This is a genomic window from Pseudarthrobacter albicanus (assembly GCF_018224015.1).
GTDB classification, from domain to species: domain Bacteria; phylum Actinomycetota; class Actinomycetes; order Actinomycetales; family Micrococcaceae; genus Arthrobacter; species Arthrobacter albicanus.
Map to the genome: position 1 here is coordinate 1 of NZ_JAGPOT010000020.1, position 13277 is coordinate 13277.

Annotated in this window: 15 protein-coding genes; 11 read left to right on the forward strand and 4 right to left on the reverse strand. The window is 67.6% G+C overall.

Going from position 1 to position 13277, the window contains the following annotated elements:
* On the reverse strand, positions 1–989 hold a 989-nt coding region (gene zapE / locus J9611_RS06240), incomplete at its 3' end, for a cell division protein ZapE (protein WP_211878634.1).
* A gap of 219 nt (positions 990–1208) precedes the next feature.
* On the opposite strand from zapE, the gene J9611_RS06245 reads away from it, so the two are divergent.
* Genes J9611_RS06245 through ybaK form a run of 3 tightly spaced genes read left to right on the forward strand, consistent with a single transcriptional unit; the run spans position 1209 to position 3142 of the window.
* Complete coding sequence (locus J9611_RS06245) at positions 1209–2126, forward strand: sulfurtransferase (RefSeq protein ID WP_211878635.1); 918 nt, start codon at positions 1209–1211, stop codon at positions 2124–2126.
* Between the two features lie 23 nt (positions 2127–2149).
* Positions 2150–2611: a SufE family protein gene (locus J9611_RS06250; protein WP_211878636.1), complete on the forward strand. Its 462-nt coding sequence runs from the start codon at positions 2150–2152 to the stop codon at positions 2609–2611.
* Positions 2612–2644: 33 nt separating this feature from the next.
* Positions 2645–3142 (forward strand): Cys-tRNA(Pro) deacylase, encoded by a 498-nt coding sequence (gene ybaK / locus J9611_RS06255; protein WP_211878637.1) that lies wholly within the window; start codon positions 2645–2647, stop codon positions 3140–3142.
* Between the two features lie 36 nt (positions 3143–3178).
* Here the strand turns inward: ybaK and J9611_RS22710 are convergent, their stop codons facing one another.
* Both J9611_RS22710 and J9611_RS06260 read right to left on the reverse strand, forming a co-directional pair.
* Positions 3179–3364 (reverse strand): YceI family protein, encoded by a 186-nt coding sequence (locus J9611_RS22710; protein ID WP_372447766.1) that lies wholly within the window; start codon positions 3362–3364, stop codon positions 3179–3181.
* A complete protein-coding gene (locus tag J9611_RS06260) occupies positions 3286–3747 on the reverse strand; it encodes a YceI family protein (protein WP_307857035.1) in 462 nt (153 codons plus the stop codon). The genes J9611_RS22710 and J9611_RS06260 overlap by 79 nt, the downstream gene beginning before the upstream one ends.
* A 616-nt stretch (positions 3748–4363) precedes the next feature.
* Here J9611_RS06260 and J9611_RS06265 point away from each other — a divergent pair.
* Both J9611_RS06265 and J9611_RS06270 read left to right on the forward strand, forming a co-directional pair.
* A complete protein-coding gene (locus J9611_RS06265) occupies positions 4364–5104 on the forward strand; it encodes a hypothetical protein (RefSeq protein ID WP_211878638.1) in 741 nt (246 codons plus the stop codon).
* 348 nt (positions 5105–5452) lie between these two features.
* Positions 5453–5821, forward strand: a complete 369-nt coding sequence (locus J9611_RS06270; protein ID WP_211878639.1) for a patatin-like phospholipase domain-containing protein — start codon at positions 5453–5455, stop codon at positions 5819–5821.
* Between the two features lie 189 nt (positions 5822–6010).
* Here the strand turns inward: J9611_RS06270 and J9611_RS06275 are convergent, their stop codons facing one another.
* Positions 6011–7336 carry an alpha/beta hydrolase family protein gene (locus J9611_RS06275; protein WP_246527450.1) on the reverse strand — a complete coding sequence of 442 codons (1326 nt, stop codon included), beginning with the start codon at positions 7334–7336 and terminating at the stop codon, positions 6011–6013.
* Between the two features lie 643 nt (positions 7337–7979).
* Between J9611_RS06275 and J9611_RS06280 the strand changes: the two genes are divergently transcribed.
* From J9611_RS06280 to J9611_RS06305, 6 genes are all read left to right on the forward strand, one after another.
* Complete coding sequence (locus tag J9611_RS06280; protein WP_211878642.1) at positions 7980–8468, forward strand: hypothetical protein; 489 nt, start codon at positions 7980–7982, stop codon at positions 8466–8468.
* 13 nt (positions 8469–8481) lie between these two features.
* Complete coding sequence (msrB, locus tag J9611_RS06285) at positions 8482–8958, forward strand: peptide-methionine (R)-S-oxide reductase MsrB (protein WP_211878643.1); 477 nt, start codon at positions 8482–8484, stop codon at positions 8956–8958.
* Positions 8959–9144: 186 nt separating this feature from the next.
* Positions 9145–10560: a DUF6421 family protein gene (locus J9611_RS06290; RefSeq protein ID WP_211878644.1), complete on the forward strand. Its 1416-nt coding sequence runs from the start codon at positions 9145–9147 to the stop codon at positions 10558–10560.
* The gene (locus tag J9611_RS06295) at positions 10557–11351 is read left to right on the forward strand and encodes an SDR family oxidoreductase (protein ID WP_211878645.1); all 795 of its coding nucleotides are present in this window, start codon (positions 10557–10559) and stop codon (positions 11349–11351) included. The genes J9611_RS06290 and J9611_RS06295 overlap by 4 nt, the downstream gene beginning before the upstream one ends.
* Before the next feature lie 62 nt (positions 11352–11413).
* A complete protein-coding gene (locus J9611_RS06300; RefSeq protein ID WP_211878697.1) occupies positions 11414–12517 on the forward strand; it encodes a threonine aldolase family protein in 1104 nt (367 codons plus the stop codon).
* A 72-nt stretch (positions 12518–12589) separates the two neighbouring features.
* Entirely contained in the window at positions 12590–13252 is a 663-nt protein-coding gene (locus J9611_RS06305) for a DUF3000 domain-containing protein (protein WP_211878699.1), read from the forward strand.
* Positions 13253–13277: the final 25 nt, after the last annotated feature.

Sequence of the window (13277 nt, forward strand, 5' to 3'; positions counted from 1 at the left end):
GAGACAGCCCGGAAGTACTTCTTCATGTACCCGCCGGTCATCATGTCCTCGGTGAAGAGCTGATCGAACGGCACGCCGCTGGCAAGAATCGGGACGTCCTTGTCGTAGAGGCGGTCCGCCAGCACCACGAAGCGCAGGGCGACAGCCTGCTCGGTGATGGTTTCCACGTTCTTCCAGACCACACCCTCGATGCCGTCCAGGAGCTGGCGGTAGCGGCTCGGGTGGACGCCGGCCAGGTGGTTGATGAGGGTGCCGAAGTCATCGCGCGCCACGGTCTTGCCGTCAAACTCCGCATGCATGTGGTGCGCCAGCTCATCGTTGCGCAGCGGCAGCGGGGCCGCCGGGAGGCCGCGGTGGCGGAAGTCCTCGCCGTCGATCCGGACGACGTCGAACTGGTCCGCCAGGACCTGGATCTCGCGGGCGAAGTCGACGGCGGCAAAGCGGCCGTCGCCGAGGGAACCCGGCAGGGTGTTGGAGGTGGCGGCGAGCTTGACGCCGGCGTCGGCGAGCTCGCGCATGAGCCGGGACATCAGCACCGTGTCACCCGGATCGTCGAGTTCGAATTCGTCGATGCAGACGAGCTTGTAGCCGCTGAGGGCGTCCACCGTCTTGCGGAAGGACAGCGCCCCGACCAGGTTCGTGTATTCGACGAAGGTGCCGAAGGCCTTGGGACCGGGGGTGGCGTGCCACAGCGAGGCGAGCAGGTGGGTCTTGCCGACGCCGAAGCCGCCGTCGAGGTAGATTCCGGCGCGCGAGGTGTCCTTCTTCGCGAAGAGCCGCTTCAGGAAGCCGTCGCCGTCCCGCGCCCCCACGCCGGCCGCGAATCCTTCCAGCGCCCGGACCGCGCCGGCCTGGCTCGGCTGTGACGGATCGGGACGGTAGCTGGAAAACGAAACCCCGCCGAACCTTGCCGAGGGAAAGAACCCGTTGAGGAGTTCATCCACTGAAACTGCCGGCGTTCTGGCGGCGAGCTGTTCGATCTGTACCAAGGTGGTCCGTTCTGCTGGTCTCTTGTCCCCAGAAAGGATACCGGGAATACGGATGCCGCCGGCGAGCCCGGCGAAACGCTGTGACCAATCCCACATTTCCCAGTGTTAACCGGGTGGGGGCATTCCCGATGGGGCGTGGCTAGTGTTGTAGCAGGCCCGGCGCCGCATTCGATCCTCCCCTGGCCCGGCCCCCTGACCGTTTCAGTGAAAGGCCATCCCATGCCCTACCCCGTTGAGCAGAACGAAAAATTTACCGCCTACGCCCACCCGGAGCGGCTCGTCTCCACCGAATGGCTCGCCGCGGCGATCGAGGCCGGCGCGCTCGACGGCGGCAGGCTCGTGGTGGTGGAATCCGACGAGGATGTGCTGCTGTACGAGACCGGCCACATCCCCGGCGCGGTCAAGGTCGACTGGCACACTGAGCTGAACGACGAGGTCACCCGCGACTTCGTGGAGGGCGACGCCTTCGCCGCCCTGGCCGCGGCCAAGGGCATCTCCCGGGACAGCACCGTGGTCATCTACGGCGACAAGTCCAACTGGTGGGCCGCGTACGCCCTGTGGGTCTTCACGCTCTTCGGCCACGAGGACGTCCGGCTGCTGGACGGCGGCCGGGACAAATGGATCGCCGAAGGCCGCGCCCTCACCACGGAAACCGCAGCGCCGGCCCCCGGCACCTACCCGGTCGTGGAGCGCAATGACGCCCCGGTCCGCGCGTTCAAGGACGATGTCCTCGCCCACTTCGGCAAGCCGCTGATCGATGTGCGCTCCCCCGAGGAGTACACCGGCCAGCGCACCCACATGCCGGCCTACCCGGAGGAAGGCGCCATGCGCGGCGGCCACATCCCCACGGCCGCCTCGATCCCCTGGGCCCGCGCCGCTGCCGGCGACGGCACCTACCGGAACCGCGGGGAACTGGAGGCACTGTACCTGGGTGAGGCGGGGCTCAAGGAAGGCGACGACGTCGTGGCGTACTGCCGCATCGGCGAGCGTTCCAGCCACACCTGGTTTGCCCTCAAGTACCTCCTGGGCTTCGACACGGTCCGCAACTACGACGGCTCCTGGACTGAATGGGGCAACGCCGTCCGCGTCCCCATTGTCAAGGGCGCCGAGCGCGGCACCGTTCCGGCAGCCAGGTAGGCCCCGGGCGTATGCTGGGAGTGATGAATACTCCTGCCCTCCCCGCCGCGCTGGCGGAAATTGTCGACGACTTCCAGGCCCTGACGGAACCCGAACGGCTGCAGCTGCTGCTTGAGTTTTCGCGCGAGCTTCCGGACCTTCCGGACCGGCTCAAGGACCACCCCGAGCTGATGGAGCAGGTGGTGGAATGCCAGACACCGCTCTTCCTCACCATCGAGAAGGAGCCGGCCGACGGCGCTGCACCGGACAGCGTGCACCTCTTCTTCAAGGCGCCGCCGGAAGCCCCGACCACCCGCGGCTTCGCTGGCGTGCTGCGCGAAGGACTCGATGGCCTCAGCGCGCGGGAGATCCTGGCCGTGCCGGACGACATGCCCGATCTCCTGGGCCTCACCCGCGCCATCACTCCGCTGCGCATGCGCGGCATGACGGCCATGCTGGGCCGGATCAAGCGCAAGGTCGCCGCCGCCGCGCCACGGCAGTCCTGACCCCGGGCAGCCCCGGCAGCCCGGCCCGTCGCTATGGCCCGTAAACTTCCGTCGCAGGGGACCCCTGCCACCGCGGCTCTCGCGGCGGCCGGGGTTCCTTTCGTGGCCCACCCCTACAGCCACGATCCGGCGGCGGCCAGCTACGGCCTCGAAGGCGCGGAAATGCTCGGCATCGACCCCGCCAGGGTGTTCAAGACCCTGATGGTCGACGTCGACGGGCGGCCCGCCGTCGGCGTCGTGCCGGTGAGCGGCAACCTGGATTTGAAGGCGATGGCCGCCGCGCTGGGCGGCAGGAAGGCCGCCATGGCCGAACCGGCCGCAGCACAGCGCAGGACCGGTTACGTGCTCGGCGGCATCTCCCCGCTCGGGCAGCGGCAGTCCTCCCCCACCGTCGTGGATGAGAGCGCCCTGGCGCTGGATACCATCCTTGTCTCGGGCGGCCGCCGCGGGCTGGACATCGAACTGCGCCCGGAAGAACTCATCCGGCTCACGGGCGCCCGCACCGCACGGATCGGTACGGGCCGGCACTAGGCCTTCGTATCAGGGCGTGTCCCCCGGCTCAAAGTATCAGGCGATGCCCCGGCTCTCCTCGACCTTGACGGCGGAAACCTCGAACTCCAGCGTGATTTTGTCCGAGACGAGCACGCCTCCGGAATCAAGGGCGGTGTTCCACTTCACGCCGAACTGCTGGCGGTCAATGCGGCGGGATCCCTCGAACCCCGCACGCAGCGCCCCGGCCGGGTCCCGCTCCACCCCGAGGAACTCGACGGCAGACTGATTTCCTGGGTGACGCCGCGGATGGTCAGATTGCCGATGACGATGAAATTCATTTCTTCGATCTGGTCGATCCGCGAACTGACGAACGTGATCTCGGGATAGTTCGGTGCATCAAAGAAGTCGTTGGTGCGAAGGTGTTCGTCGCGCTGGGCACTCCGGGTATCGATGCTGGCGACCTTGATGGTCACCCGCACGGACGAATTGGCGGGATTCCCGGCGTCGGCGTTGATTATTCCCTCAACGTCGTTAAAGGCGCCGCGAACCTTCGTGACCATTGCGTGCCGGGTGGAGAACCCGATCCGCGTATGGTTCGGATCGATTCGCCATTCTCCGGAAAGGTCCGGTGATAATTCCGGCATGCAGACAGCCTCCTGTGTAGAGGGTGCCACGCACTGCCGCTGGGGAAACAGATGCTTGGCTACCTGACCCGACAACCACTTGGCACCGCTGCAAGGGTTGCTATTCCGGCACAATCCTAGCGCCATTGCGCCCACATTAGGGTCTCCAGCCGGGCTCTCTTCTCCCCCGCATGCCGGGCGGGGAATGCCGCTGGTGCTTTGACCGGGTCTGCTGTTGTGCCAGTCCGGTGGCATGAGTGATCGTGTGAAGGTGCGCCGGCTGCGTCCGGCGGAAGGACAGCGGCTGCAGCCGATCGTGCGCCGCGGAGAGTCGAAGCAGGGCGCCCACTGGCGCGGTGGCGGCGGGCGGTTTCCCCGTCACGTGTCATCCGGCTCCGCGGTCGGCTTGCCGTCCTGGCCTTAGCAGTGTGCCGGCGGACCTTCACAGAGGCCGGGGCCCTTGTGGGGAAATTCTGCGGGGAGCAGGATAACCGCAACATCCCTCGACTTGAGAGCGTGACCACCATGCCCATTTCAAACCAAGTGACGAGTCCGGCGGGATCCCCCAGGCGCTTGTGTATCGAAAGTGAGCTCAGCTCGCGCACCGTGATGGCGGGCAGTGTCCTCGACGCGGAGAGTGGAGGGAAAACTTGGAGCATTCACTTACTCATCCCCTTCTGCGAACATCTCATTTGTCAACAAGGGCGGCCCGCTCCTGTCGGTTCCCTCAATAAAGCCGATCTTCTGGGGTGCAGAGTGGGGATCGGCTTCGCCGCCGCTGGACGCCAACGTGATCCTGAGCGCCCTCAACGTGATCATCAATGGTCCGTACCTCAGTGCGCTGACCCAATACGGACTTACGCGAACGCCGACCGTCCAGGGTCCGACGTTCGTCCTCGACTCAGAACCCGCACCGGCGGCCACCTCAGCTCTGGTCAACGGAGGGGTGGTAGGACTGCTGAACCGGTTGATCGACGACAATCAGCTTCCCGAGCCCGACCAGAACTGGCGGCAACTCAACGTCGTTTTCCTGGCGTCGTCAGTTGCACCTCCGCCGGGAGCCGGCGGAATAGTTTCAGCGGCGCACAGTGCCTTTCAGTGGCAGGACTACGACGCCTTCGACTGGGACGATGACCCGGTGCGTTACGCCTGGGTGTGCACCCAGGCGTTCGGGGGCATATCCGCTCTTGACATGGCGACGTCCGGCTTCTCCCATGAACTCGTCGAGGCGATGACGGACCCGGACGTCAAAACGGGCTGGCGCCAGAACCCGGACCCTGGCGGCAGCGCTGGGGAAATTGGCGACGTGTGTCCCCAGATCGGACGACTCGACGGGACCGCAGTCTCTGCCTATTGGTCCAACACCGCCGGGGCCTGAGTCATTCCGACGCGCGTCCACCGCTCGCGAGTCGGCGAACCTGAAATCCGGGACACCGTCACCGGTGGTGCCGAAGGTGTCATCAACAAGGACGAATTCTGTGGGGTTGCCCCCCGATGGGTGGACAGCTACACATACAGGATTGAGAAGCATCATCTGGCCCAGACCGGTCACGGTACGTCGTCCGGATACGCCGACCCGGTTGGTTCCTAGCGAATCCAAGGCATCCCGGTACTCAACGGGTCCGGGGAAGTGAAACCCACGGTGACTACGAGCTACCCTGCCGTCTCCGGTATCGCCGACGGTTCACGTACTGTCACTCTGAAGTACACGGCAGGACCGGGCACCGTGACCATCACGAACGATCCGGACGACGGGAACTTCGATGTCACGGTCACCTACGCGAATGTCGAGAAGTCCGACGGGTTCGATCCGGCGATCACCGCAGCAACTCGCACAATTACGATGGGGTTCGAAGGCCAGACGGCCCTGCTGCCACCGGAGTATTACACCGCCCGGGATTCCTGCTCGAAAGGGTGGTCGGATCTCACGCAGAAGGGGCTGCAACAAGTGATAGACCTCCTGCCCCTGCTGCACCGAGGAGACCCGCCGCCCATGAACGAGAAGATGGCGGCCATTTTCGAACATCGGTACACAGGTCTGGCGGAGACGATCGCCCACTACGGGAAGCAGATTGGACAATCCGGCCAGCGGTAACGCACCGCTCGGTGTCGTAAATTTGCTGTTGCCGACCTATACCAGGGCGCCCTGCTTCGACTCCCCGCGGCGCACGATCCTCTGCAGCCGCTGCCCTTCCGCCGGACTCGGCCGGCGCACCTTCACACGATCAGCCATGCCACCGGACTGGCACTGCAGCAAACCCGGTCAACCTATCCGGTCAAAGCACTAGACCGGATGCGGCGGTTCCGGATCCGGCGCTCCTGCAGGCCCAGGACCGGCCTGGCCCGGATTGGCGCGCGGCGCCAGCTGCTGGCCCAGCCAGGCCGTGACCAGTCGCTCCCAGCCATCCGGATCCACGTTCCATTCCTTGGTGTGCCGCGCCCTGCTGAAGGGTTCGAACGTGACCATCTCGGGGTTCTTCTCGGCGAGGGCCGCGGACGGCCCGTAGGGAACGTATTCGTCATCCACGCTGTGCAGGATCAGCGTCGGCGTTCTCAGTTCCACGGCCCGCGACACCCAGTCCATTGCCTTCAGGTCCACCGGCGCGGCCAGGCCTGTCAGCCGCCGGCCCAGGCGGTGGCTTAGCATCAGCTGCCCGTACCGGCTCACGGAGGACGGGATCCGGTTCAGCTCCGCGTGGTGCGCCAGCACGTTGACCCAGTTGATCACCGGTGCATCCAGCACCATGGCCCGGATCAGATGGCGGTGGCGGGAGAGGTCGGCGGTCTGGAGGCAGATCGCGCCGCCCATCGACCAGCCGAACAGCACCACCTCGCGCGCACCCTGGCCGCGGGCGAAGCTGATGGCCGCCTCGACGTCGCGCCATTCGGTGGAGCCCAGGCCGTAGCGTCCGTCCGGCGCCGACGGTGCCAGACCATCGTTCCGGTACGAGATCAGCAGGCTGGACAGGCCCAGCTCCCGGGCCGTGCGGAGGGCACGGAGGCCTTCCTGCCGGCTGCCCCCGCGGCCGTGCACCATGATCGCCCATGTGTCCGGCGCCGTGGTGTCCGGTGCCGGCGTGTCCGGTGCCGGCATCTCCGGCGCCGGCGCGGCCCGCACCAGCCAGGCGGGGGCGGTCCCGCCGTCGACCTCGATCAGGACCTCCTCCGCCGGAAGGCCGAGGCTGGCGGGATCCGGGTACGCGGCCCCGCTCCACCAGCCGCGCCGCGCCGCCGCAAGGTCGCCGCTGTAGACGGCCTCGACGTCCCGCAGGACGGTGCGTTCGGCAGGCGAGTAGGACAGGATCCTCCCGATCCGGGCATGGCCCCGGCCGCCGTCGAAGAAGAGGCCATAGACGCCCTCGACCGTGTTCTCGGGGGTCGCGGCGAGGATAATATGCAGCCCGCGCCCTTCGCGGATCACCGCCAGGACTTCCTGGTCCGCCTCGCGGACGCGTTCGGGGGTGATGACGCGGCGGGCGAAATACAGGGCCAGCGCCGACGACCCTGCGGCGAGCAGGCCGGCCGCGGCGCTTCCGCCGATGATGCCGCCCACGGCCCATTTGGCGCCGCCGGAAAGCCCCGTCCCGTTCACCGGCCCCGCCGCCTCCATCCCGGAGCGCGCCGCGGCAGGAGCGGCCGTACCGCGGGCGGACGGGTTCCGGTGCGGGTCCGGCAGAAGGCGCAGGGGGGATGCCATGGCACCATTCTTGCTGAACTCACGGCAGAAGACGGCATCCGGGGGCGTCCAGGACCGGTGCATAGTCCCCACACCCCCATCGATTGCTCCACAACGGCCGTTTGGACCCCCATAAGGGCCGTTGCGGAGCACTCGTCAGCACAGCAGTCCCGCCCAAACCGCAGCCGGGTCTGGACCGGCACGTCGGGACGTAGCCAGGCGGGCAGCCGATTGCCGGATATGGCCGGAATGACGGCTTCATTGCGGCCATATCCGTCACATCGCCGGTGATTGAGGCACACGGGTCGTTGAAGTCCCTGAAACCGTAGCGGATCCGGACGGGATCGTGACGCTGTGTCCAGGGACGGCACCCAATTGACGCAGATGGCCGCAATGCGGGCCCGATTGCGGCCATTTCCGTCATATGGCCGGAGTGAGAGCACGGCGCCGGTCTGGAATAGCCCCACACCCCCATCGATTGCTCCGCAACGGCCGTTTAGACCGTCCAAAAGGGCGGGTTTGGAGCAGCCGATGCCACATTCATGCCGGGACCCGACCACCCGGCTAGGCTGGGGGCATGAGTGATCCAATCGTCATTTTGACAGAAGAGCCCCTCGGTGCGGATGACCGCGTCAACATTGAAACCCTCGTCGCCGGCGGTGATGCACCCCTCGTGGTCCTCGTCCCGGCCAACACCGAACGCCACCTGCTGGTGGATTTCCTGGAGAACCTTTCCCTGCTGGAGATCGCCAAGGCCTTCCGCGAACTGACGGAGTCCCCCGACCCCGCCGCCGAGCGGGCCGAAGCCTCCGAGACCCTGGCCGCCTCGCTCACTGCGCTGGCCGGGCTGGGTGGAGGAGTCAGCGGCCAGATTGTCGAGGGCCGGCCCGTGGAGGGCCTCGTGGCCAAGGTCAAGGAACTCGGCGCCGGGCAGGCGGTCGTCATCACGCGCCCGCACGCCCTCGCCGACACCTTCCACACCGACTGGGCCAACAAGGCCCAGGACCGGCTGGGCCTGCCCGTGCTGCATCTGTACGCCGGTTCGGGATTTATCGGGGACTCCTGAGCGTTATTCAGCCATGAACATCTTTAACAACAGGCCAAAGGTCGCGCCCGTGGCAGCGCCTGCCGCTGAGACTGCCACCGAAAAGCCTGGCAAGACCGACGAGCAGTGGCGCCAGGAACTGACCCCCGAGGAATACCGTGTGCTGCGCCAGGCCGGCACCGAGCGGCCCTACACGGGTGAGTACTGGGATACCCACACCGCCGGCGTCTACCAGTGCCGGGCCTGCGGCGCCGAACTCTTCACGAGCAAGGAAAAGTTCGACTCCCACTGCGGCTGGCCCTCGTTCTGGGCACCGCTGGCAGAGGAAACCGTCCGCTACATCCACGACCGTGCCCTGGGGATGGAGCGCATCGAGGTGCGCTGTGCCGCGTGTGATTCCCATCTGGGCCATGTGTTCGAGGGCGAGGGCTATGGCACGCCCACGGACCAGCGGTATTGCATCAACTCGGTCTCGCTCAGGCTCGTCACGGCGGACGACGCCGGGAACTGAGGCCTGCTGCCGGGTCCCGTACCAGCGGTGCCCGGCCAGCCAGGGGGCAGCCCGCTGGAGCTGGAGCGCTTCTCCCCCACAGGTTGGCCCAGACTTTCTTATGCTCAACCATATTTTGCGTTAGAGATTCTGTTTGCTTGCTACGCTCGCCGTAGACGCACCAAGCAACCAGGAAGGCCCATGTCGATGACCACGACCGCTACCACCGCACCGGCCCACGTCACCTCGGAATCCCCGGAGTGGCTGGCGCTCAAGGCTGCTGCCACCGCCCTGCAGGCACTCCAGGTCCAGGACGGATCCGTGCCGGATCCTGCCGCCCACGAGGCGGCCGCCGGCTATGTCGGGACCATCACGGACGCGGTCACCGCGCTCTCCCCGGCCTTTCCGCACGACGCCCGCTACCTGGAACTCCTCGTCACCGATTTCGGCCGGTGGTCCGCCGGCGGCTTCGGCGTGCCCGACTTCCTGGATTCGCTGCTGGCCTTCGAACCGCAGCAGCACCGGGTCAACGGACTGCAGCACCTCGTCGTCTTCCCGATGTACACCCAGAACGGCAGCAGCAGCCGCCTCGTCGAGGCCGTGCTGATCGAGGTGATCTGGCCCGGGTTCGTCGCCGGCCTCGAGGAGGGCGGGTACTCGAACAAGCTCTTCGTTCCCATCCGCTTCCTGGACTTCACCCCCGGCTACGACACGAACTCCGCCGTGCTGTTCCCGGAGACGGTCGCCGTCCGGGCAACGCCCACCTTCACCTGGGGCGCCATCTTCGCCGACCGCGAAGCCGCCCGCTTCCGGCGTGTCGTCCGCGCCGCCACCGGGATCACCTCCCTGCAGCTTCCCGGGGACGCCGCCGCCCTGCTCGAGGACCAGCAGCTGGCCGAGGAGACGTTCGTCATGTGGGACCTCATCCATGACCGCACCCACATGCGCGGGGACCTGCCCTTCGATCCGTTCATGATCAAGCAGCGCATGCCGTTCTTCCTCTACTCCCTCGAGGAACTCCGCTGTGACCTGACGGCCTTCCGCGAATCCGTGCGGATCGAAAAGGACGGCAACGCGGACCCCGAAGCACGCCGGCACGCCAAACTGGTCCAGTACGCCGTGATCTTCGACCGGATCTTCCGCTTCGCCATCACCGGGAACCGTGTCCGCAACTACGACGGCCTCGGCGGCCAGCTGCTCTTCGCCTGGATGCACCAGCACCATGTCCTGCACTGGACCGACAGTAAGCTCAGCATCGACTGGGACCAGGCCGCGGACGTCGTCATCGGACTCGGCGCCCGGATCGAGGAGCTTTACTGGCGCTCCATCGACCGCCCCAAGACCGCCCACTGGCTGGCCGCCTACGAGCTGGTCTCCGGCACGCTCACCCCCAACCCTGCCTCCGTCTGGGCGAAGGGCGCCGGCGCCCTGCCCCTGGCCGGCCCGCCGCGCGGCCTCACCGACCAGGTGCTCGACGACGAGTTCCCGCTCTCGATGTTCTACGAGGCCCTCGAGAAGAAGATGCGCCCCGTCATCGACTCCACCGCCGGGATCACGGGGTCGTCAGACACCAACACAGAGGCCGGCACCGGCACCGCCACGCCGGCGATGAAAGCCCGATGAGTGCCCCTCGCAGCCTGAATGTGCTGGTGACCGGCGGCAGCGGCCCGTCCGGCATCGCCACCGCCCGGGCCCTGCACCGGGCCGGCCACACGGTGTTCACCGTCGGCTCGGACCCGCACCGCATCGAGGCCGCTGCCGCCGAGGCGGGCAGCGGCGTCACGCCGCTGGTCTGCGACCTCGCGCACCTGGCGGACGTCCGCGCCCTGCACTCCGCTGTGCACGCCGCGCTGGCGCCAACAGCCGGGGGGATCGACGGCGTCATCCACCTGGTCGGGGGCTGGCGCGGCGCGAAGGGCATCACGGACCAGAGCGACGAGGACTGGGATTTCCTGGAACGCGGCGCCATCACCACGCTGCGGAACGTCACGCGGGTCTTCTACGACGACCTCGCCGCCTCGGAGGCCGGGCGCTTCGCCATGGTCTCCTCCGCCGCCGTCGGCACGCCGGCGGCGGGGACCGCCAGCTACGTGGCTGCCAAGGCTGCGGCCGAGGCCTGGACCCTGGCCGTGGCGGACGGGTTCCGGCGCGCCCAGTCCGGTAACGCCGGCCAGGGCCCTGCCGGTGCAACCGGCGCCCCCGCCGCCGGGCCGGATGCCCAGCCGGAAACCCAGCACAGCGCCGCCGTCGTCTTCGTGGTCAAGGCCCTCGTGGACGCCCGGATGCGCGCAAAGTCCCCCGAACGCACCTTCCCCGGGTTCACCGATGTGGAGGAACTGGCGGCCGCCGCCGTCGGGCTTTTCACCGCTCCCGCGGCCGGACTTAACGGCCGGCGGCTGCTGCTGGCCCAGTGAACCGGGCCGGACACCGCAGCGATGGACCCGGACCTCTCTAGACTGAAAGCGTGAGCAAATCGATGACCAGCACTGTTGTAACCGGCACCGTTGAAGCCGGCCCTGCCAAGACCGCGGTGCGGCTCCACGATCCGTCCGTCCGCGGCTTCGCCTCGGACAACTACTCGGGCGTCCATCCCGAAGTGCTGGCGGCCCTCGCCGCCGCCAACGAAGGCCACCAGGTTTCCTACGGCGAGGACGACTACACCGCCCGGCTGGTCCAGCTCATGGAGCAGCATTTCGGCGCCGGGATCGAATGCTTCCCCGTCTTCAACGGCACCGGGGCCAACGTCCTGTCGCTGCAGTCCCTGCTGCCCCGCTGGGGAGCGGTCATCTGCGCCTCCACGGCCCACATCAACATGGACGAGAACGGCGCGCCGGAACGGATCGGCGGGATCAAACTCCTCCAGGTCCGCACGGCCGACGGCAAACTCACCCCGGAGCTGATCGACCAGGAAGCCTGGGGCTGGGGCGACGAGCACCGCGCGCAGCCGCTGGCCGTATCCATCACCCAGACCACCGAGCTGGGCACCTGCTACACGCCCGGGGAGGTCCGGGCGATCGCGGAGCATGCCCATTCCAAGGGCATGAAGCTGCACATGGACGGCGCCCGCCTGGCCAACGCGGCCGCACACCTGAACGTGCCGCTGAAGGCCTTCACCCGCGACGCCGGCGTGGATATCCTTTCATTCGGCGGCACCAAAAACGGCCTGCTCTTCGGTGAAGTCGTCGTGGCCCTGAACCCCGAGGCCGCACAGGGACTCGTCTACCTGCGCAAGATGAACATGCAGCTGGCCTCCAAGATGCGCTTCATGTCCGCGCAGTTCATCGCCCTCCTCGAGGGCGACCTGTGGCTGCGGTCGGCCGCGCACGCCAACGCGATGGCCGCCCGGCTGCGCGCCGGCGTCGAGTCGGTTCCCGGCGTCGAGCTGACCCAGAAGACCGAGTCCAACGGCGTCTTCGCCATCCTGCCGGCCGGCACGGCGGACCGGCTGCGCCGCTCCTTCCGCTTCTATGACTGGAATGAAGCCGCAGGGGAAGTCCGCTGGATGTGCTCCTTCGACACCACCGAGGACGACGTTGATTCCTTCATCGCCGCCATCCGGCGCGAGCTCGCGGCCGCGTAGCCGGGCAGGCATCCGCCCGGCCCGGCGGCGGCGAGCCTGCCGGGCATGCGGGCACCCGTTGCATAACCTTCCATTGTGAACTCACTCGACCAGGTTCCGGCAGATTTCCTCTTTGCCCTCGGAACCCTTCGACACGCACGATGCCGCAGCGAACTGCGCCTGGCCGAGATTCCGGCGCCGTCACGGCTCGCACCCTTTGCCGTCGCACTGGGTGCGGAAGTCATCGTACCAGGGGATGCCAGCGGTCCAGGCCCCGTCCACGGGCCGGCCGCCGCGGGCTTCGAACCGGCCGCCGGCAGCGAGGACATCGAGCTGGCCACCGGCCGCTTCATCCTGCTCCATGATCCCGAGGGCTCCGCGGTCTGGGACGGCCAATTCAGGGTCGTCACCTACATCCGGGCCCAGCTCGAGCCCGAAATGGGCAACGACCAGATGCTCGGCTCGGTCGCCTGGACCTGGCTGGTCGAGGCGCTGGAGAACCACCAGGCGCCCTACCGTTCGGCCGGCGGCACGGCCACGCGCGTGCTGTCGGAAAGCTTCGGCACGCTTTCGGACCGGCCCGATTCGATCGACGTCGAACTCCGGGCCTCGTGGACTCCCGCCGGACCGGACATCACCACGCATCTGGAGGCGTGGTCGGAGATGGTGTGCACTTTCGCCGGGCTCCCACCGCTCCCCGAAGGCGTCACACCCCTCCCCCGGCGGCGGCCGGGACAGGCCCCAGCACGGGCATGAGGCGGCGCGTTCTGCCGCCTGCGCC